Origin of the sequence: Priestia sp. JV24 (genome assembly GCF_025910025.1) — a bacterium.
In the GTDB taxonomy this organism is placed as follows: Bacteria; Bacillota; Bacilli; order Bacillales; family Bacillaceae_H; genus Priestia; species Priestia megaterium.
Map to the genome: position 1 here is coordinate 341,043 of NZ_JAPCIN010000010.1, position 21,284 is coordinate 362,326.

At 37.8% G+C, this 21,284-nt stretch carries 15 protein-coding genes and 1 riboswitch; of the genes, 13 read left to right on the plus strand and 2 right to left on the minus strand.

Features of this window, described 5'->3' with window-relative positions:
* The first annotated feature begins 52 nt into the window (after positions 1–52).
* The 10 genes from OK414_RS04600 to OK414_RS04645 all read left to right on the plus strand — a co-directional run bounded on the left by OK414_RS04600 (position 53) and on the right by OK414_RS04645 (position 14,540).
* Entirely contained in the window at positions 53–1,660 is a 1,608-nt protein-coding gene (locus OK414_RS04600) for a response regulator (RefSeq protein ID WP_034654033.1), read from the plus strand.
* Complete coding sequence (locus OK414_RS04605) at positions 1,661–2,710, plus strand: HEAT repeat domain-containing protein (protein ID WP_263045680.1); 1,050 nt, start codon at positions 1,661–1,663, stop codon at positions 2,708–2,710.
* Complete coding sequence (locus OK414_RS04610) at positions 2,700–4,109, plus strand: glycosyltransferase family 2 protein (protein ID WP_095380062.1); 1,410 nt, start codon at positions 2,700–2,702, stop codon at positions 4,107–4,109. The genes OK414_RS04605 and OK414_RS04610 overlap by 11 nt, the downstream gene beginning before the upstream one ends.
* Complete coding sequence (locus tag OK414_RS04615; RefSeq protein ID WP_263045679.1) at positions 4,106–7,354, plus strand: hypothetical protein; 3,249 nt, start codon at positions 4,106–4,108, stop codon at positions 7,352–7,354. Before OK414_RS04610 ends, OK414_RS04615 begins: the two co-directional genes overlap by 4 nt.
* Positions 7,355–7,356: 2 nt before the next feature.
* The gene (locus OK414_RS04620) at positions 7,357–7,725 is read left to right on the plus strand and encodes a response regulator transcription factor (protein WP_095380060.1); all 369 of its coding nucleotides are present in this window, start codon (positions 7,357–7,359) and stop codon (positions 7,723–7,725) included.
* Positions 7,715–10,588: an ATP-binding protein gene (locus OK414_RS04625; protein ID WP_034654024.1), complete on the plus strand. Its 2,874-nt coding sequence runs from the start codon at positions 7,715–7,717 to the stop codon at positions 10,586–10,588. The genes OK414_RS04620 and OK414_RS04625 overlap by 11 nt, the downstream gene beginning before the upstream one ends.
* A 454-nt stretch (positions 10,589–11,042) precedes the next feature.
* Positions 11,043–11,417: a DUF1992 domain-containing protein gene (locus OK414_RS04630; protein ID WP_013081955.1), complete on the plus strand. Its 375-nt coding sequence runs from the start codon at positions 11,043–11,045 to the stop codon at positions 11,415–11,417.
* Positions 11,418–11,453: 36 nt separating this feature from the next.
* Positions 11,454–12,260: an alpha/beta fold hydrolase gene (locus OK414_RS04635; RefSeq protein ID WP_016763218.1), complete on the plus strand. Its 807-nt coding sequence runs from the start codon at positions 11,454–11,456 to the stop codon at positions 12,258–12,260.
* A 12-nt stretch (positions 12,261–12,272) separates the two neighbouring features.
* Positions 12,273–12,860: a histidine phosphatase family protein gene (locus OK414_RS04640; RefSeq protein WP_263045678.1), complete on the plus strand. Its 588-nt coding sequence runs from the start codon at positions 12,273–12,275 to the stop codon at positions 12,858–12,860.
* 360 nt (positions 12,861–13,220) lie between these two features.
* Positions 13,221–14,540, plus strand: a complete 1,320-nt coding sequence (locus OK414_RS04645) for an aspartate aminotransferase family protein (RefSeq protein ID WP_016763219.1) — start codon at positions 13,221–13,223, stop codon at positions 14,538–14,540.
* Between the two features lie 169 nt (positions 14,541–14,709).
* A riboswitch (SAM riboswitch) is annotated at positions 14,710–14,809 on the plus strand.
* Positions 14,810–15,052: 243 nt separating this feature from the next.
* On the opposite strand, the gene OK414_RS04650 is transcribed toward OK414_RS04645, so the two are convergent.
* Both OK414_RS04650 and OK414_RS04655 read right to left on the minus strand, forming a co-directional pair.
* A complete protein-coding gene (locus OK414_RS04650; protein ID WP_034654018.1) occupies positions 15,053–15,682 on the minus strand; it encodes a hypothetical protein in 630 nt (209 codons plus the stop codon).
* A 53-nt stretch (positions 15,683–15,735) separates the two neighbouring features.
* Positions 15,736–16,305, minus strand: a complete 570-nt coding sequence (locus OK414_RS04655) for a YkoF family thiamine/hydroxymethylpyrimidine-binding protein (RefSeq protein WP_016763222.1) — start codon at positions 16,303–16,305, stop codon at positions 15,736–15,738.
* Between the two features lie 520 nt (positions 16,306–16,825).
* Between OK414_RS04655 and OK414_RS04660 the strand changes: the two genes are divergently transcribed.
* The 3 genes from OK414_RS04660 (at position 16,826) to OK414_RS04670 (ending at position 21,284) form a co-directional block, all read left to right on the plus strand.
* Entirely contained in the window at positions 16,826–18,169 is a 1,344-nt protein-coding gene (locus tag OK414_RS04660) for a 5'-deoxyadenosine deaminase (protein ID WP_263045677.1), read from the plus strand.
* 611 nt (positions 18,170–18,780) lie between these two features.
* Positions 18,781–20,106 (plus strand): NCS2 family permease, encoded by a 1,326-nt coding sequence (locus OK414_RS04665; RefSeq protein WP_016763224.1) that lies wholly within the window; start codon positions 18,781–18,783, stop codon positions 20,104–20,106.
* 146 nt (positions 20,107–20,252) lie between these two features.
* A complete protein-coding gene (locus tag OK414_RS04670) occupies positions 20,253–21,284 on the plus strand; it encodes a LacI family DNA-binding transcriptional regulator (RefSeq protein WP_034654015.1) in 1,032 nt (343 codons plus the stop codon).

Genomic DNA, 21,284 nt, shown 5'->3' on the forward strand with positions numbered 1-21,284 from the left:
GATGGAGTAATATGGGGTAAATGTTAACTATATCGAACAAAGGGTGTATAAGATGGATAAATATCAAATTGCATTATTAGCTAATGTGCGTAAGCAGCTGCAAGAGTGGACCGATCAAAATGAAGAAATACCTCATGAAGAAGTGTACCGCTTTTTGCATTCAATTTCTGGAACGTCTGCAACCATTGGACTGAATTATTTAGGAGATCGTTCCCGCGAGTTAATGGAAGCTGTTGAAAAAAATCAGAAAAAAACCTGGGATTACGCGGAGTTGAATACATTTTTATTAGATATTATTAAAATTTGTTATCAAGATGAAATTCAATCCGCAGAAGATATAAATAAACCGATAGAAATTAGTGAACAAACAGCGAATGTTTTACTTGTGGATGATGATCTTTCAATGCTGATGTATTTAAAAGAACAGTTTGAAAAACAAGGTTGGTACGTATTAGCAACTGCCTCTAAAGAAAAAGCCATTACGGCTTTTTACGAATTAAAGCCGGATTGTTTTGTTGTTGATGTACATATGAAGGACTGTACAGGCTTTGACATTCTGTCATTTTTACGTGATAAAACAAAGCAACTGTTCGTCCCCATTGTCATGATGAGCGTTGATAATCAAAGAGAGACGCGTTTGAAGGCTTTTAAATTAGGGGCCGATGATTTTTTTGTTAAACCTCTCGATATGGAAGAAAGTCTGCTTCGAATTGGTCACCATATTGAACGAAAGCAGATGTTTAACTCCTATTTAATGTTTGATGAATTAACAGGAGCCTATAACCGAACGTATTTAAAAGAAATCTACAGTCAGCAGCTATCCAGCTACGACCGTTTAAAAGATCCTTTTTGTTTAGCGATTTTAGATTTAGATTTCTTTAAGAGAATAAATGATCGATATGGACATCTTATGGGAGACCGCGTGCTGCAAGCATTTGTAGAGTATATGAAGCATGAAATTCGTCCAACAGATCACATTTTTAGATATGGAGGCGAAGAATTTATTCTTTTACTGCCAAAAACCAATATAAAAGAGGCAGAAACAGTATTAAATAGACTGTTGGATTCCTTTGTGAAAAAAGTGTTCACACATCAAAGCACTTCGTTTTATTGCAGCTTTTCCGGCGGAGTTGTAGAAGTTCATAACACTGAATGGCCGTTAGAAAAAGCTCTTCATCAAGCTGATGAGGCATTATATATAGCGAAGGAATCAGGACGTCAAAAAATTGTAGCTTCTTCTGAAAGCAAGCTGGTTAAAAAGCGAACGCTTCGTATGGCTATTATTGATGATGATTCTATCATTCGAACGATGCTGAAAGAGCTTTTAAGTAAGATTGATGTAGGAGATCGCTATGAAGTGAAAATAGAAGTGTTTAAAGATGGCATCGAATTCTTTGAGTCCCAATGGATTCATTCTAGCGATCAGTACTTTGTTATTTTAGACGGAATGATGCCTAAAATGGATGGCTTAGAAGTGCTGCAAAAATTAAGACAGAATAAACGTCACGATCAGTATACGGTTATTATGCTTACATCAAGAAACAGCGAACAAGATATTCAAAGAGCATTAGAACTTGGGGCAGACGATTACATGACAAAGCCATTTAAGTTAATGGAGCTTGAAGCGCGCGTGCGTCATTTAATGAAGAAGGTGAAATAAATGGCGATGTCAATTCAAGTGGTATATGTCTTATTTGGCGGGTTGCTATTGCTTTTAGTCTGTTTTCTGAGTTATTTACTTATTCAAAAAGCGCGTTTAAACGCTTTTCGAGCAAAAGTAGAATCCTATAAAGATAGTATGAAAGAATCTCTTTTTATTTATTTATACAGAAAAGATGAAGAACATCGGGTAGAGCCTAAAAATAGAATAGAGCTGGCGGGTGTAGAGGAACTATTGAGCGGTTTTTCTGCAGCTGTACAAGGCGATGAAATTCTAAATAACATTACGCTCTATGCGGAGAAGGTGTTTACACCCAAATATAAAAAAGAGCTGCATCATTCTAGATGGAGTGTCAGAATGAATGCCCTTTATGCTATTGAAGATTTTGGGCTAACTACGCTAACAGACCAATTAGTAGAAATATATGAGAAAAAAAATAGTACAGCGGCTGAAAAAAATCAAATTTTAAAAATTTTAGTTAAGCTGAATCGCCCTGAGTTTGTTATGTACATGACAAACGCTTCTAGACCGCTGTCTGAATTCATGTACCGCTCTTTGTTTGGAACTATGAACAGTGAGCAGTTTCAGCAATTTATTAATAAATTTGAAGACCTGCAAGAAGAAACTCAGCTGCCTCTTATCGATATGATCGGTATCAATCATAAGTTAGAGTATATAGATTTCTTAAAAATGCACATGAAAAGTTCATCAGAAGAACTGCGAATTCGTTCATTGAAATCACTTAATGCTTTATCTTTTCCATTAAGAATAGAAGAGCTCACGAACCATCTTCAGTCAGGTATTTGGCAAGAAAGAATGATGGCTACAAAACTAATAGGCAAAACGAGAGATGAGAAGGGATTGTCACTTCTTGAGCAGTCTCTAAAAGATTCTCATTTTCTTGTGCGTTCAAATGCTGCTCAGTCAATGATGAAAATCCCAACAGGTAAAGAATACTTAGTTCAAGTATACAAAACGACTGATGACAAGTTTTCGAAAGATATGGCAGCAGAATGGCTTGAAAAAGGAGGAATTACGGTTGTGGAATAGTGTTTGGCATCTTTTATTGTCCATTTGTGGATGGGCTGTATTTGCTTATATGATTTTTGTGCTTTGTTTTTATTTTATGATGTTTATCATCTCGGCTTTTCAACTGCGAAAGCAATATCAATTAAATGATGAAGAACCTTATGAAGATTTGCTTGCGGTCAGCTATACAACGCCGTTATCTATATTAGTTCCCGCTTATAACGAATCTGTCGGGATTATTGGAAGCGTGCGTTCGCTGCTTGGAATTGAATATCCGGAATATGAAGTAATTGTAGTAAACGACGGATCTTCAGATGATACGTTAGAAAAGCTAATCGAGGAGTTTTCTCTTGTGAAAATGAATCGAGTTGTGAGAAAGCAAGTAGAGACGAAAGAAGTAAAAGCTGTATATCGTTCTAAATTATACGATTATTTATATGTAGTCGATAAACAAAATGGGGGAAAATCAGATGCATTAAATGCAGGAATTAATTTATCCAACTATCCTTATTTTTGTTCGATCGATGGCGATTCAGTGTTAGAAAGAGATGCTTTTTTAAAAGTTATGAAGCCAATTATTGATTCAGACGGAGAAGTAATTGCTTCAGGGGGAAGTATTCGAATTGCAAACGGATGTAAAATCGAAAACGGTGCGGTCGTATCGATTGGACTTGATACGCAGCCGCTTGTTGTGATGCAGATTATTGAATATTTACGTGCCTTTCTTATGGGGCGCATTGGTCTCAGTCGCCATAATTTATTGCTTATTGTGTCAGGAGCATTTGGCGTATTTTCTAAACGCTGGGTGATTGAAGCTGGGGGTTATTCTCATACAGTCGGCGAAGACATGGAGCTCGTTGTTCGCCTGCACCGACTGATTAAACAGAAAAAAACCAGCAATCAAATTGTTTATATTCCAGATCCCGTATGCTGGACAGAAGCACCCGATGAAATCAAATATTTGCGAAGACAGCGGAACCGCTGGCACCGTGGTTTATTTGATAGTCTTTGGAAGCATAAAGAGATGCTGTTTAATCCGAAATACGGAAGCATCGGAATGATTTCTATGCCTTATTTTGTGTTTATTGAACTAATCGGGCCGGTCATGGAAATGTTAGGCTATTTGTTTATTGTTATTTCTCTAGTTGTAGGCGGGATTTATGTAGAATTTGCTTATTTGCTTTTTCTTTTAATGGTTGTATATGGTTCTCTTTATTCAATGGCGGCCGTTTTGCTAGAAGAGTGGAGCCTTCGTAAATATCCAAAAGTATCCGATATTGCTAAGCTATTTGTCTTTTCCCTGACTGAATCCTTTTGGTATCGCCCTCTAACTGTTATATGGCGCTGTCATGGATTGTTGGATGTTATTCGCAATAAAAAAGGCTGGGGAGACATGCAGCGAAAAGGAGTTTCACAATGAAAAAATGGTTATTAATCGGCGGCATTATTTTGGTTATGGGAATAACGGCTTCTCCATTTCTTATTTGGCAGCTAAAGAAACCAGCTGATTTGAATATGCTTGTCATTGATAAAACAGTGCCAGATCAAACGTTTCGAGAGCATCAAGGCTTAATGTGGATGCTGAATCAAGCGAAAGTACGCAAAGACGGGAAGCCTTATGAAATCTCAAAAGATTATGCAGGGTTTTACCCGAAAGGAGATAAAACATACAGCATTAAATCTCTGCCAAAAACAAACTCTGCAGATATGATTTATATCACCGACACGTATGGTGTATACAAAGAAGATTTAGGCGTAAAAGCTAAAAGAGGAGATCGCTCTCAATTGGTGTATGGCGGCATGACTTCTGAAGACGTGAGCTACGTTAAGAAAGCGCTGAATGGACGTACAAAAACGCTGATTGGAGAGTTTAATACATTTGGAAGTCCTACTTCCTTAGACGTTCGCAAAGAACTGTATGAATTGTACAATGTTACGTGGTCCGGCTGGATTGGTCGCTACTTTGAGGAATTCGGCAGTGAAGAAGTTCCTGCTTGGGTGAAAAGTGGTTACAAAAAGCAGTACAACAAAGAGTGGAGCCTTACAGGAAAAGGCTTATTATTCGTTAATGAATCCAATAAGCTCGTTATTATAACGGAAAAAGAATTAAAAGAAAATCCAGTATGGTTTCAATATACAAAACAAGGAAAGAAAACATTGAATTTACAGGATGAATCTGCTTATCAATATTGGTTTGACGTAATTACACCCCAGCAAAAAAGTGATGTGCAGGCTCAGTTTGTCTTTCACTTGGATTCTGAAGGAAAAAACAAGCTAAAGGAAAATGGTATCCCTTTGTCCATACCAGCAGTCGTTCATCATAATAAAGAGCGATATGATACTTATTACTTTGCAGGAGATTTTGCAGATCAAGGAGAAGTACCTTCCATTTATCAAACCTCTTTTTACCCGGTGTGGAAGAAATGGACAGAGAAAATCGGAAAAGAAGATGAGTCTTCTTTTTACTGGACTGTTTATCTGCCTCTTATGAATAAGATCATAGATCACCAGCAAAATGAATCTCAGCCTGCTTCTGTTACTTTTAATAAAAATATGGAAATCTATGAAGATGCTGACCTTAAAGTAGCAGGGAAAGTAGGAAAAGATTATTTGCAAGTTTATCAAAATGGCAAGTGGCAAGATTTGCTGATTAAAGGAGTAAATATGGGCATTAGTAAGCCAGGACATTTCCCCGGTGAGACTGCTATTTCGAAAGAAGAATATTTGCGCTGGTTTAAAGAAATCGGAAAGATGAATGCAAACTCAATCCGCGTATACACCATTCATCCTCCCGCCTTTTATGAAGCGCTTGCTGAGTATAATCAAAAAGCCAAAGAACCCATTTATCTTTTTCATGGAGTATGGGTGAATGAAGAAGTTTTCTATGATTCACAAGATGCTTTTGCAAAGGAAAATACAAAAGAATTTGAAGCTGAAATGAAAAGGATTGTAAACGTTATTCATGGAAAGGCAACACTGCCAAAACGGACGGGACATGCTAGCGGAACGTATACAGCAGACGTTTCTCCTTATGTTTTGGGCTGGATTATAGGAGTTGAATGGGATCCCACGGTAGCTCTTTCGACAAATGAAAAACATAAAGGAATGAAAGATTTTAAAGGGCAGTATATCTATACCGAAAAAGGCAACCCCTTTGAAATTTGGCTTGCTCAGCTTATGGAAAAAACAATTTCCTATGAGCAGGATAAATATGATTGGCAGCGGCCTATGAGCTTTACAAACTGGGTGACGACGGATTTGCTGACTCATCCATATGAGCCTTCTGAAGACGAAGATAAAGTGTCTGTTAATCCTAATTTAATTCACACAACTAAAAAATTTGAGCCGGGATTATTTGCCTCTTATCATATTTATCCGTACTATCCTGATTTCTTAAACTATGAACCTCGTTATCTCGCTTATCAAGATCATCGAGGAGAGAAAAATAACTATGCAGGCTATTTGCAAAATATGAAAGAAGTTCATCATATGCCCGTTCTTGTTGCTGAATTTGGCATTCCGGCTTCGCGAGGACTCACTCATAGAAACGTATACGGGTGGGATCAAGGCTTTCACACGGAACAAGAACAAGGAAAGATTCTGTCACGCTTATATGAAGACATTGTCGAAGAAAAAATGGCTGGCGGTATGGTCTTTACATGGCAAGATGAATGGTTTAAGCGAACGTGGAATACGATGGAGTACGACAATCCGAACCGAAGGCCATTTTGGACGAATTTGCAAACGGGAGAGCAGCATTTTGGACTGCTGAGTTTTGATCCGGGAACGAAGCTGAAAGTCAAAGTAGACGGTAAATCAGATGATTGGAAAAAGCTGAACAGCAAGTCGGTATATAAGCCGTCTAAGAAGTTAAAAGCATTGAACATTACAAGTGATGAAGGTTACTTATACCTACACGTGAGTGCAAAAGAACTGGAAAATCAAAAGCTTTATTTCTTGTTTAACACGATTAACAATCAGGGACAGTCAAAGATTCCTCAAATTCCTTCCTTAAAAACAAAAGGAATTGATTTTGTAGCAGAATTAAACGGGAAAGAAGACAGTCATTTATGGATAGACAGCTATTACGATACGTATTATTTTTCATATGCTCATCAGCTTCAAATGATTCCGGCCGTAAAAGGAAGCGATACAAAAGACAACGGCATGGTTAATCCAATCAGGCTCGCCCTTAACAAAGAGTTAGCGATTGGAGAGGGGAAAAACAAGAGAACCATTCCTTTTGACGCCTATGAAACTGGTAAGCTCCAAGAAGGAAACAGCGATCCTAATTCTTCTTCATTTGATTCGCTAGCAGATTTTAAAGTGAATGAATCAAGTGGAATTGCTGAACTTCGCATTCCTTGGGCGCTTTTAAATGTAAAAGACCCGAGTCAAAAAGAAATAATGGGAGATATTTGGTCCAAAAAAGGATTAGAATCCAGCGAGAAAATAAAAGGAATTCAAGTGGGAGTCGTAGCTATTAATAAGAAGAGCAATGACGTGGAAGATACGTTTCCGACTCAGAAAAAAGGAGAACTTTTATTAAAAGATTTTTACTTATACAAGTGGAAAAATTGGGAGTATCCAACTTTTCACGAACGAATAAAGCCGTCCTACTTCATATTGCAAAAAACGTATGGACGACTACAAGCGGAGGAATAACAATGGCAAAAATTTTATTAGCGGAAGATGAAGAAGTGCTTCGTATGTTAGTGGTAGATACCCTTGAAGATGAAGGACATGATGTGACGGAAGCAGCAAATGGCGAAGAAGCTTTGGAATTTATTAAAGAACGTGATTTTGACTTAATTATTTTGGATTATATGATGCCCGTGTTCACCGGGCTTGAAGTCATTCAGCAGCTGAAAGAAATGAAAGATAAGCGCCATACAAAAGTATTGATGCTTTCAGCTAAGAATCAAGCTGCTGATCAAAGCCGGGTGTTAGAAGCAGGGGCTGCGTATTTTATGTCTAAACCGTTTAGTCCCCTATTGCTAGCCGAACGTATCGAGGAAATTTTAGATGAACAATAAACTAAAACGAAAAAGTATTTCAACCCAGTTCATCCTCTTAGCAAGTATCCTTTTACTTGCTTTTGCGGCGGGTTCAACTGTACTTGTCGTACGACAAAAAGAAATTACAGCTGATTATGCCCAGTACAGGGCACAAGTGCGGGAAAAGACACAGCTGCTATCTACAATTGATAAATCAATGAACAAGGCTTTTTTGCAGGCTCGTGGGTTTATTGCATTTGATTCAGAGGATATGTATAACGAGGCTGCAAGTCAGCAAAAAATTATCGAAGAAAATTTTGCTCGACTTTCAGGTCTAGCCGCAGATAGACGTGAGCGTACGTTTGTAAATGAAGCGACGGTAATGCTAAACACGTATTTTAATCAAACGCTTCCTTATTTTAAAGATATTTACGACAAAAAAGGTATTGAAGGAGTCCGCTCTAGTCCTGAGCGGAATGCTGCTTCTAAATCAATAGAACAAATGCAAAAAGAACTTGATGACTACCAAAATGAATTAACTAAAGACTTAAATACACAGTACGATGATACGTCGAGTGACATGCAGAAAAGTCAAACGCTCTTTATTTTATTTTTAGCGTTTACAGTGGTCATTTTATTATTGCTTACACGGATACTGCTAAATAAGTTTGTAAAGCCACTGAGTCAGCTAGCATATACGGCAAGCGAAATTGCTGCCGGAAAAGAAATGCCTATGATATTTGATGAACATAGAAGAGATGAAATTGGTATGCTATCTCAAGCCTTTTACAAAATGGTATCGACTTTGCAAAATAATGAACAGGAGTTAACGGCTCAAAATGAGGAGCTGATTGCACAGCAAGATGAATTGCACAGTCAGCAAGATGAACTTCAGCACGCATTAGAATTGACCAAGGAACGAGAAGGAGAGTTGGAATTGCGCAATTTATTTGTGCATGGACTAACAAATTCTCTTCACAAGCAAGAGGTTCTCAAGAGTGCTGTCACAAACATGAGCCGGGTGATGAAAGCTGATCACGGGTTTATTATGCTAGCCGATGAAAAGACACATGCTTCATTTGGTCTATCTTCATCAAGTGTTCAACAGATGGTGGCAAATCCTCATAATAATTACGTTGATCATGTGCAAAAGACAAAAAAATGTATGGTAATAAAAAGAGAGTGTATAGAACATGAGCGCCTATATCATCAGCAAACGTTTTATTTGTATGATGTTATCGTACCGGTGCTGTCTTCACAGGGAGATATGCTAGCCTATATGTTTTACAGTCGCTATGCGGATGGGTACACAGAGCATGAACTACAGACATTTGAAATACTGGCCAAACAAATCACAATTGCTCTTGAAAAAATTTATATTTACGAAGAGTCTGAGCACGACCGACTGCTATCTCAAGATATTTTAAATTCGATTCAAGAAGGAATGCAGCTTGTAGATACAAGCGGTACGATTCTACAAGTGAATACGAAGATTAGCGAATTGTTTCAATATGAGCATCAAAGCGGGCTTCTTCAGCTCTCTCTCGATCAATGGCTAGATGCTCTCTCTCAAAAAGTCGAAAATATAGGGCAGCTAAGACAATACGTTGAAGCTATTTGTAAGGGAGAGCAAGTAGAAAAGTCTTTTATTTATTACCTGCACACGGAAGGTAAGCGAAAAGTTATAAAAGTTTATAGCGAATACGTGTATCGAAACCGTCAGATGTTTGGCGTATTGTTCGTTCATCGTGATATTACGAAAGAATTTGAAGTTGATCAGATGAAGTCGGAATTTGTAAGCACTGTGAGTCACGAGCTGCGCACACCTTTAGCAAGTGTATTAGGGTTCACTGAGCTTATGCTAAACAAAACATTAAAAGAAGAAAGACAAAAGAAGTATTTAACTACTATTTATCAGGAAGCACAGCGGTTAACTTCTTTAATCAACGATTTTCTGGACGTCCAAAGAATGGAAGCGGGGAAACAAACCTACGATAAAAAGTATCAAGACATTCTTCCGCTTATTAAGCAGGTGATTGAAGTCCAGAAAATACAAACAAGTAAGCATGAATTTGATATGATTTCCGATCAAGAGCATTTTACAGTAATGGGAGATAAAGATAAGCTGCTGCAATTGTTTAATAATGTAATTAGCAATGCAGTGAAATATTCGCCCGATGGAGGGAACGTTACAGTTAAAGTGTATCAAAAGGAACACGCTGTTTATATTGATATTCAAGATGAAGGAATTGGTATACCAAATAAAGCGCTAGGTCAATTGTTTACCAAGTTCTACAGAGTAGATAACTCCGATATGCGCAAAATTGGCGGAACGGGTCTAGGATTAGCAATTGTAAAAGAAATTGTAAAAGCTCATGGCGGAGACATTACTGTACAATCGGAATGGAAAAAAGGAACAACATTCACGGTTGTTCTGCCTCTTCTATATGAAGTTCAGTACGACGAAGAGATGATAAGTGCGAATGATAACCGTAAAAGCGTAGTGATTGTAGAAGATGATAAAAGTTTAGCGACGCTTTTACAGGTAGAATTAAAAGAAAGCGGTTTTCATGTTCGGTATTTTAACAACGGAGAAGACGCATTAAACTCTATTCATCAGCAAAAGCCTGAAGTGGTTGTTCTAGATATTATGTTAGGAGAAAATAAGTTAGACGGGTGGGATGTTTTAAGACACCTCAAAGAAAATATAGAGACAGAAAAAATTCCTATCTTAATCTCATCTGCTTTAGACGAAAGAAGCAAAGGGTTAGAGCTTGGAGTGTGTGAGTTTCTGATTAAACCTTATCAGCCTAGTAAATTATCCAAAACGATTCTCCAGCTGCTTTTGAAAAAACAAGAGCACGAAGGAGAAATTATGATTCCATCAGATAAAGAAGAGTAGAAATTTGGTGAGGCTTCGTTATATTTACGGAGTCTCATTAAACGAAAAGAAAATTAGTAAAGTAATAAAAAAACGTTGAAAACGCTATCAATTTGTGGTTTTATAGTAAGTAGGCATAACATGATGACCTTAGAATTACCTTTTTTCACCTCCTTACATGCGTAAGGAGGCTTTTTTGTATAAATATAGTAAGATAAGATAACAAAACCTGATGCAGAATCGTTTATTGAATTTCAGCTAGTTAAGAAACTGCTCAAGAAAGTTTGATAGTGAAAGGAGTGAAGCTCTGGAAATCATTTTACCAAGGGAGGATAGTCTATCCCAGAAGTGAAGGTAGTTCAATTTTTATAATCATAGTATAATAAAAAATACGGTTATAAAAGCTGTGTTTATTATACATCTTTTATATAGAAGGTAAGGTTGAATTTTATATTTTCTTAAAGGAGGTCTTTCCTTGGATATTGCGTATATAATTGCTGAAGAAAGAATTAGACAAGCAATAAAAGACGGTGACTTTGATAAGCTGCCTGGGGAAGGAAAACCATTAAAGTTAGAAGATTTGTCACACATACCTGAAGAACTGCGCCAAGCGTATAGGATATTAAAAAATGCAAACATGATAACGGATGAACAAGAGCTGAAACGAGATATAGCTACAATAGAAGAATTGATTTCTATATGCACGGATGCTAATGAAGAACAAAGGCTAACAGAGATGCTTACGGAAAAGCGTTTGCGCTTTGAGCAGCTCGTTGGCAAGAAAAAGATGACAAGTTCTGCAGCTTACAGGACGTATCAGAATAAAATTTACTCCAAATTTTTTTATTAATGAGTGTAATGGACCAGACGATCGGAGGGTGAGAACTTGCGGCTGTTAATTTTATTGATCAGTATCATACTATTTATTTCGCTTTGTTTTTATATTTTTGCTCCACAAATAAAACGAGGTGCCCAATCGAAAAATGTGCCGGTTTTATTTATTCATGGCTATTTAGGCAGTCAAAAAAGCTTAGGGAAAATGATTAAACGATTTGAACAAAACGGATGGGGAACTAAAGTAGGTTACTGCGTTGTTCAAAAAGATGGAGCTATTCAGTGGAAGCATATTATGAAAGCAAAAGAGGGAAAACTTCCGCTTATTCATATCGTCTTTAAAAAGCCAGATGCCAGTATTGCACAGCAGCAAAAATGGATTGAAGCTATTATGCAAGATGTACGTGATACATATAAAGCATCTTCTGTTGATTTAGTTGGACATAGTATGGGAGGAGTAACAGCAGCAGCTGTTAGTTTGTCTAACCCTCAGCATATTCAAAAGTTAGTTACGTTAGGATCGCCAATTCAAGGATTAGATTATCAGGAATTAATGGAGATGTATCCTCATGCACGCAATCATATTGAATCTATGGGTGCTCGTGATTTAGCTTTTCACTCTATAGCGTTAAACAAGCTTTATGAAAGTCGTCAAGATTTCTCAAAAGAAATCGACGTTTTTTCAGGAGCAGGAGATGTGGGAGATAAGACAGATGGAGTGGTAACAGTAGAAAGTGCGTACGGACTGCAAGAGTTCACCGAACACATTCATCTCCAAACGTTTCATGAAGCACATTCAGATTTACATGAAAGCTCAGAGGTTGATAAAGCTGTCTATCAATTTTTAAAACGGGATTAAAGGGGGATTACGATGCTTTACTTAATTAGACACGGCCAAACAGATTGGAATAAAAACAAACTTATTCAAGGGCATGCTGATATTCCGCTCAACGAAGCGGGAAAGCAACAAGCTAAACGCGTAGCGGAACGTTTTCGAGATATCCATATTGATGTAATCTATACAAGCGATTTGCTTCGTGCGCAGGAGACGGCTAGGGAAATTGCAGCAGCTGCTAAAGTAGAAAAAATTGAAGTTTGTGAGCAGCTGCGTGAGCGCTCTTTTGGAGAACTAGAATCAAAGAACGTAGAAGTTTTGCATGAGCTTGTGCCAAACTATGTAACAAATTGGGGAGAAGAACCTTTATATAATATCGAAACACTCGAAGCCGCTCAAGAACGGATGGTTCGGCGGTTAACGGAAATTATGAAGAAGTCTATCGGAAAGAAAGTAGCAGTTGTTAGTCACGGGGCGGCAATTAATACATTCATTCATCATGTAACAAGCGGAGAACAAGGAACGGGGACTACTATTTTACAAAATACATCGATTACAACTTTTACTTATGAAAGTGGGAAATGGCGTCTTGAAACGATCAATGATGCCAAACATCTTGAATAAATATACTTAAAGAGGCTGTGGCAGTAGTATTTTAGTTGAGGGAAAATCCGAACGATTAATCGTTCGGATTTTTTTATGGTGATGGTGAACGTAGCTTTCCTATATGTAAGTACTTATAGCTGTTGATTGGAGGGGAAGGCGAAGGCTCCTGCGGGAAAAGCGGAAGGAATGAGACCCCGCATATTAATTTTATATATAAATATTTATACAATTGATTTTAATAAAAATGCATAGTAAAATAAGTTTTATTACTATTCTATTAAAGCGTTTAGTATAACTGAATTTCCTAATATTGTTTAATAAGTAACTATATTTCGGAATAAGTTTAATTGATTTGTATAATTTCAAGGAGGATGTAGTATGTCAAAAGATTGGAGTCACTTATTTGAAAGAATGCCTGAATTGCTAGCACCGACGATGGCTAAAGACCATCCGAATTTGCCCGTTGTGAAAGAAGAAGGATGCTATTATTATGGATTGGATGGTAAAGAATATCTCGATTTTACTTCTGGAATCGCTACGACAAATGTAGGACACAGACATCCGAAAGTAGTAAAAGCAATCAAAGACGGAGCAGATCAATTATTGCACGGTCCTTCAGGTGTTATTATGTACGAATCGATATTAAAGTTAGCGGATGAGTTAGGAAAAGTAACGCCGGGCAATTTAGACTGCTTTTTCTTTGGAAATAGTGGCACCGAAGCAATTGAAGGAGCCTTGAAATTAGCGAGACATGTCACAAAGCGTCCGTATGTTATTTCTTTTTTAGGATGTTTTCATGGCCGCTCGATGGGAGCTTTAAGTGTTACAACCTCGAAAAGCAAATATAGACAATTTCAGCAGCCTTCGGGACTGACGTATCAAATTCCATATGCCAATCCAAAAGAGTGCCCTGCGGAGCTAGACAGCGATGTGTACTTTCCTGAAAAGCTTGAAAAAGATTTTGAAATACTCTTTAAGCACCAAGTCACGCCTGAAGAAGTGGCGGCCGTTATTTTGGAACCAGTATTAGGAGAAGGCGGCTATATTATTCCTCCGAAAAGTTGGATGAAGAAATTAAGAGAGATTTGTGATCGTCATGGAATATTACTTATTTTCGATGAAGTCCAAACAGGGTTTGGCCGTACCGGCGAATGGTTTGCTGGACAAACGTTTGATGTCGTGCCAGATATTATGGCTATAGCAAAAGGAATTGCTTCTGGAATTCCGCTTAGTGCAACGGTAGCTTCTCAAGAATTAATGAAGCAGTGGCCCCTTGGCACACATAGTACAACATTTGGAGGAAATCCTATTGGATGTTCAGCAGCCCTTGCAACTCTTGAAGTGATGAAAGAAGAACAACTGCTTGATAACACAAGAAAAATGGGCGCTTATGCGTTAGAAAAGCTGCATCTTTTAAAGGACAAACATTCAGTTATTGGGGATATCCGTGGTTTAGGGCTTATGATTGGAATTGAAATTGTTAATCCGGATACGGGAGAAGGAGATGGAGACGCCTTATTTGAGATTCTGGACTTAGCTTTAGAAAAAGGCGTGTTATTTTATTTTTGCGGAAATGCAAGTGAAGTTATTCGTATGGTACCTCCGCTTACTGTAACAAAAGAACAGATAGATGCCGGCATTCGTATGCTAGATGAGGCTATTACTTCTTTTGAGAAAAAGTCAGCTGTAAAAGCGTGATAAAAAAATATAAAAAATTTATATATTTGTAACCTAGTTGTCATAGTAATGGCAGCGATATCATAGTTTTAGAGGGAAAACAATTTTCTGAAAAGTAGTTGACATCTGTTTGTGCAGCATGTAACATAATATTTATCTTATCAACAATTATCAACAAAATTCGACAAACTTCTTATCAAGAGAGGTGGAGGGATAGGCCCTTTGAAACCTCGGCAACGGACTTTATAGAACCGTGCTAACTCCCACAAGCAGTGCTTGAAAGATAAGAAGAGACCAGGCTTACTAACAATTGTGATCCCAACCTCTTCTTACAGGCACTTAGACACTGTAAGTGGAGGTTTTAATTTTATGACAAGAAGATGACATTTAGATAAAAAACAGCAGGTGAAATTACCTGCTGTTTTTATATGCTGTAAAATGATAAATAACCTACCAGAATTCCTAGTGAAAGTACTCCAATTGTAATACCAACAATCCACCACATCATTTTTTTCATTATTTATTCCTCTTTATCAATTAACTATAGCTGTTGATCCGCCTGAAGCGCCGGAAGCTGTACCGTAAGCAGTTTGTCTTTTAATTCCGGCATTTTTAGCTGCAATTTTCCACTGCCAGTCAATTTGCCCGTAGGCTCGATTATTTTGCACCCAAGATTTTGAACTCTTTTTTGAAATAGACACAAGGGGGTTTACATTTTTCGTGACGACGCCTCGTACACTTTTGACTGAAGTCACCGATGAGTTTTTCGTGTAATAGTCTACATACACCGTTAGTTTTGTTGTTGTAAATCCAGCCGCTTTATAAGAAGCCGTATAAGCTGCTGTTTTGAATAAAGGTGAAGCCGTTCTTGCTCCGTATGCTGCTGTACTTGCAGCTTCGACCGTGCCGCTAGTCTCTTCAATATCCATTTTTAACAGAGATGGATCCTTTAGTGATTGTACAACTTTTTGTTTTTGCTGACGCGACAGTTTTGAAAATTCATACAGTGAACTTTTATCACTTTGCGCTTTCAAGAACTGCGTGTAAGAAGCAACCGTTAAATGTGCAGGTTTTTCACTAGCCATAACAGAGTTTGGCACGACTAATAGACATAATAACGCACTTATCAGGAAAAAAGAAAAAAACGTTCTGTTTGTAGCCATATTTATATAAATCCTTTCTAGTATTCTATCTTTATAAATAGATACGAAGTAATTTATCGTTTTGAAGAAGGACTGTGTGCTGACATATTAACTGTCATCACGACACGAGCTTGCTGTACAGATTTCATAAAACATTCGTATAGAGAAGCGAATACTTTGTCCACATCTCCTTCTAAAGCTGTTGCAAAAGGCACGGTTTCGGCAAATACTCCCTGTTGTTTAACTGCGCCAATTCCGCTTTTGATGATGTCTACATAATGCGGCGTATCTAATGGATACAAAGAAAATTGAGTGGATACAGGGAACGAAGCACAAAGCTGTTGGTTTGAAGACGTGTTTTCTTTTGGTTTTATTTTTGTTTCTTCGAAATATTCTTCGTGCTGCCCTGTTGAAAACGTGGCATTCAGCACAATATGCTTTCCTGATTTTCCAGCACTTTTATAAACGGCTTGCACAACTTCAAATACGTCTTTGGCAGTTCCTTCAATAAACGTACTAACACGGTCCGTTTTTCGCTGAACTTTAGACATATCCACTTCGTTTAATGCGCCTAAAATAATATCGATAAAGTTATCACTCATAACGGAAAGCGTAAAACGGCAGCCAACATTTATTTTTTCCAAGTTAATCACCTCTAAAATATAGATTTGTAGTTTTTTAATCATACAAATCATAAAATAACTTTTCTGTTTTGTATAGAAACAGAAGATAGATTCTTTATTTTTAGGAAATATTACATAGAAGAAACGAAAATAAATTGCATAACATGAAAAATAAGGGTGTTAAGAAAAGTCACATAATAAAAAAGAATAAAAAAACAATGTTAGAACTTCTGACAAAAAGCTGGTATATAGACTGAAAACACCATATTATAAATACAAGATCACATTATTCTCCTGCGATTTCGTATAACCTCTTGAAAAAGGGACTTGGGATTTTATCATAAATCCAACCTCCTAGCTGTATAATCAGCTAGGAATTTTTTTTACCCAAACTCTCTATCGCCCATGAGGTTACCTACACTTATTCAACTCAGAGCATACACCATATATATAAGACCAGTGTAAGAAAGATTGCTTGAAGATGTTAGTGTTCGGCTTGAGCTAGAAATAGATAGATGTTACGAAAGAGGGGAAAGAAGGTATGACGCACACATTAATTAAAAATGCAGAGATTATTACGATGAATGAGAAGAATGATATTATTTACGGTGACCTTTATATTGTTGGAAATCGTATTGCAGCCATCGGGAAAAACCTGCATCCGGAAAAGGTAGATAAAGTCATTGACGCAGCAAATAAAACGATTGTGCCGGGCTTTATACATACTCATATTCATTTATGCCAAACGCTTTTTAGAGGGCAAGCAGATGATTTAGAGCTGCTAGACTGGTTAAAGAAGAAAATATGGCCGCTTGAAGCTTCACATGATGAAGAATCTATCTATTATTCAGCACTGTTAGGGATCGGCGAACTCATTCAAAGCGGAACTACAACAATTGTAGATATGGAAACTGTTCATCATACGGACTCTGCTTTTCAAGCTATATCTCAAAGTGGAATCCGAGCTCTTGCAGGAAAAGTAATGATGGATAAAAAAGGCGATGATCTGCCAAAAGCTCTGCAGGAGACAACGGCTGACTCGATCAAAGAAAGTGTAGAGCTGCTTGAAAAATGGCATAATTCAAATAACGGTCGTATTCGATACGCATTCTCCCCAAGATTTGTGCTGTCGTGTACGGAAGATTTGCTGCGTGAAGTGAGCCATTTATCAGCTGGATATAATGTCCATGTACATACTCATGCTTCTGAGAATCAAGAAGAAATTCGCATCGTAGAAGCTGAAACGGGTATGAGAAATATCATGTACTTAGATCATTTAGGATTAGCCAATGAACGCCTTATTTTAGCGCACTGTGTGTGGCTAAATGATCAAGAAAAGCAAATTATTAAGAATCAAGGAGTAAAAGTTAGTCATTGCCCAGGCTCAAACTTAAAACTTGCATCGGGAATCGCAGATGTGCCCGGTTTATTAGAGCAAGGTGTATTTTTAAGTCTTGGCGCTGACGGTGCTCCTTGTAATAATAATTTGGATATGTTCAACGAAATGAGGCTGGCCGCTACGATTCATAAACCCTCGCACGGACCAACGGCCATGAATGCAAAGCACGTGCTAGAAATGGCTACAATCGGCGGAGCGAAAGCAGTCGGGCTTGAAAAAGAAATTGGAAGTTTAGAGGTTGGGAAAAAAGCGGATCTTGCTATTTTAAATTTAAATCAGCTTCATACTTTTCCATCTTACGGCGTAGACCCTATTTCCAGAGTTGTGTATTCAGCAACGCGAGGAGATGTAGAATTAACGATGGTTGATGGAGAAATTGTGATGGAAAACCGCGTGTTAAAAACCATTGACCAAGGAATTGTGCTGAAAGAAGCAAATCATTCGATTGATCGTCTTTTAAAAAGAATCTCGCTTTTGATTTCATAAGATGTAAAACAAAGAAGAGGCTGGAATAAAAGTATTTTAACAAAAGTAAAAATCGAATTATTAATCGGAGTTATTGATTAATAATTCGATTTTTTGTTGTCAAGGTGAACGTAGGTTTCATCTGTTTAGTTGCTTCTAGCTGTTGATTGGCGGACAAGGCGTAGACTCCTGAGGGAAAAGCGGAAGGAATGAGACCCCGGCAGGAGCATAGGCGACAAGGAGGCTCATCCCCCCGCCCTCGGAAAGCGAAGCCTTGCACGAAGATCAACAGCGGTGTCACAAGCAGTCCAGATCATTTATCCAATTTGTTCGTCTTTAAATGGGATTTATTTAGTGATGTCTTAATCTCTTTTTTGTATATATGAGTAAAAAGAGTACTCTTGCAACAGACTAAAAAGATAAGAGAAATAAATTTTCAAAATTCCAAACTAACGGAAGATAAAAATTTTTATAATGATAGCGTTTTCTACCTTTGCATATCTACAAATTAAGACTATAATAGGACAAAAGATTTTACTTTGCAACGTAAAATCCTCCTAAATCGTGTCTTTTTTAGGACATTTGAATAGGTAGGATTTTTTATTTTTTTTAGAAGTAGGGAGGCGCGCGTGTTGGAGCGTAACGGAATATTAGAGCGCTTGTTTAAACTATCAGAGCGCAACACAACACCAAAACAAGAAATACTAGCAGGACTTACAACTTTTATGACGGTCAGTTATATGGTAATTGTCAACCCCATTATCATGTCTGACGCTGGTATCCCCCGAGAAGCGGCTCTTGCAGCTACCATTTACGCCATTGTATTTAGTACGTTACTGATGGCTCTGTGGGCAAATTTCCCGATTGTAACCGGTCCAGGGATGGGTTTAAATGCGTTTTTTACGTATTCAGTAGTATTAGGACAAGGATTGTCATGGCAAACGGCACTTGGAGCAGTTTTTATATCCGGGGTCTTATTTTTTGTTTTAACGGTAACAGGAATACGCGGAAAGATTATTGATGCCATTCCGAACGTATTAAAGTCTTCCATAGCAGTTGGAATTGGTCTTTTTGTTGCGTTTATCGGTTTGAAAAACGCTGGATTAGTTGTGGCAAACGAGTCTACTTTTGTAGGGCTTGGAAATGTCATGGATAAGGGTCCCTTACTGGCTATTTTTGGGCTGATATTAGCAGCTGTACTGATGGCTAAAAATGTAAAAGGCGCTCTCATTATAAGTATTTTTGCTACGACAATATTAGCGATGATTGTAGGAGTACAAGCAGTTCCTCATTCCTTGAAAGACGTCTTTTCAGCTACGCCGCCGAGCGTTGGAGAAACATTTTTTCAAATGGATTTAAAGGGTGCAGTTGCCTACGGCATTTTTTCAGTTGTATTTTCTTTCACCATCGTAGAATTATTTGATACACTAGCGACATTGATTGGACTATCTAAAAAAGCAAACTTAGTAGATAAAAACGGTAAAATTCCAGGTTTAAATCGCGCGCTTGCAGCAGATTCAATCGGTACAATGGCGAGTGCTATTTTTGGAAGCACTGCGTTAAATACGTATATTGAAAATGCAACAGGTATTGCAGAAGGAGGGCGTACCGGCTTAAAGGCATTAACGGTTGCCATCTTATTTATATTTACTTTGTTTTTTGCACCGCTTATTCAATTTATCCCGAGCGTTGCTACTGCTCCAGCACTCATTATTATTGGTTCGCTTATGCTAAGTGACATTCGAAACGTTAACTTCGACGACTTTACTGAAGTTGTTCCCGCTTTCTTAACAATTGTCATGATGCCGTTAACCTACAGCATTGCAGAAGGTTTAGCGTTCGGCTTCATTTCATACACAGCGATTAAACTGTTTACAGGACGTCATCGCGAAATTCATTGGATGATGTATGTGATCACGATTGCCTTTTTTATCAATTTTTATATGAGTTCGCATTAGGAAGAAAAGACGTAGCCCCACGCTGCGTCTTTTTTTGTTACTGATTCCTTGTCAGAGAACATCGTGAAAGGATGAAGCTTTTCTTTTATTTTAGATAATTGTAAAATAATTATAAAAGGTGCGTTATAAAGGGTTGGTGGAATAAATTGAAACAAAGTAAACGCAAACGTGTAACCTTACAACAAGTGGCAGAACACGCGGGAGTATCTCGAGCTACCGCTTCGCTTATTGTGCGAAATAGTCCAAGTGTTTCTGAAAAAACAAGGAAAAAAGTTCTAGCTTCGATGAAAGAGTTAGGATATGTATATGACCGTATTGCAGCAAATTTAAGATCTCAAACTTCATCAACAATCGGAGTTATTATTACGGATATATCTAATACGTTTTTTACAGAATTGTTAATTGGAGTACACGAGGAGCTCGAGAAAGACGGATATACGGTGTTTTTAGGTACAACGTTTGATTCGGATAATCGACAGGATCAGCTGCTTTCTACGATGCTAGAGCATCGGGTAGGAGGCATTATTTTATGTCCTGTTGCGGGTACATCGGAAGATACGATAAGAAAAATTCAGCATTTAGATGTTCCTTCAGTACTAGCAGTAAGAGAATTGCCTGAGGTGGAGTCAGATTATGTAGGGGTAGATTATAGCTTAGGCGTTCAAAAAGCGGTTCAACACTTACTTGAACAGGGACACAAAAGAATCGCATTTTTAGGAGGAACAACCGGTTCTACAACGTGGAAAGAAAGAATGGAAGGTTACCGCTTGGCTTTAAAGAACGCAGGAATTTCTATTGATGAAGAGCTTGTTATTCCGAGCGGTCCGACAAGAAGCGGCGGTGTAGAAGCTGCACGTCAAGTGCTGGACATTTCTGAGCCTCCAACAGCAGTTTTTTGTTTTAGCGACTTAGTTGCATTTGGTGTTATGCAAGGTTTAAAAGAGAAAGGGATTGTTCCGGGAGAAGATATAGCGGTAGTGGGATTTGATAATGTCATGGAATCATCCGTATGTCACCCTACTCTAACAACCGTCTCTTCTTTTGCAAGACAAATAGGAAAAGATGCTGCACGGTGTCTTCATAACCAAATTGTTGATAAAAAAGAACATCATCATCGCATTATTTTAACGCCTCAGTTAGTTGTTCGAGAATCCTCATCAAAAAAAAGAAGCAGTTAA

Coding starts and splice junctions, on each gene's coding strand:
- OK414_RS04600 (WP_034654033.1), top strand. CDS start 53: ATGGATAAATATCAAATTGCATTATTAGCTAATGTGCGTAAGCAGCTG.
- OK414_RS04605 (WP_263045680.1), top strand. CDS start 1,661: ATGGCGATGTCAATTCAAGTGGTATATGTCTTATTTGGCGGGTTGCTA.
- OK414_RS04615 (WP_263045679.1), top strand. CDS start 4,106: ATGAAAAAATGGTTATTAATCGGCGGCATTATTTTGGTTATGGGAATA.
- OK414_RS04620 (WP_095380060.1), top strand. CDS start 7,357: ATGGCAAAAATTTTATTAGCGGAAGATGAAGAAGTGCTTCGTATGTTA.
- OK414_RS04625 (WP_034654024.1), top strand. CDS start 7,715: ATGAACAATAAACTAAAACGAAAAAGTATTTCAACCCAGTTCATCCTC.
- OK414_RS04640 (WP_263045678.1), top strand. CDS start 12,273: ATGCTTTACTTAATTAGACACGGCCAAACAGATTGGAATAAAAACAAA.
- OK414_RS04645 (WP_016763219.1), top strand. CDS start 13,221: ATGTCAAAAGATTGGAGTCACTTATTTGAAAGAATGCCTGAATTGCTA.
- OK414_RS04650 (WP_034654018.1), bottom strand. CDS start 15,682: ATGGCTACAAACAGAACGTTTTTTTCTTTTTTCCTGATAAGTGCGTTA.
- OK414_RS04660 (WP_263045677.1), top strand. CDS start 16,826: ATGACGCACACATTAATTAAAAATGCAGAGATTATTACGATGAATGAG.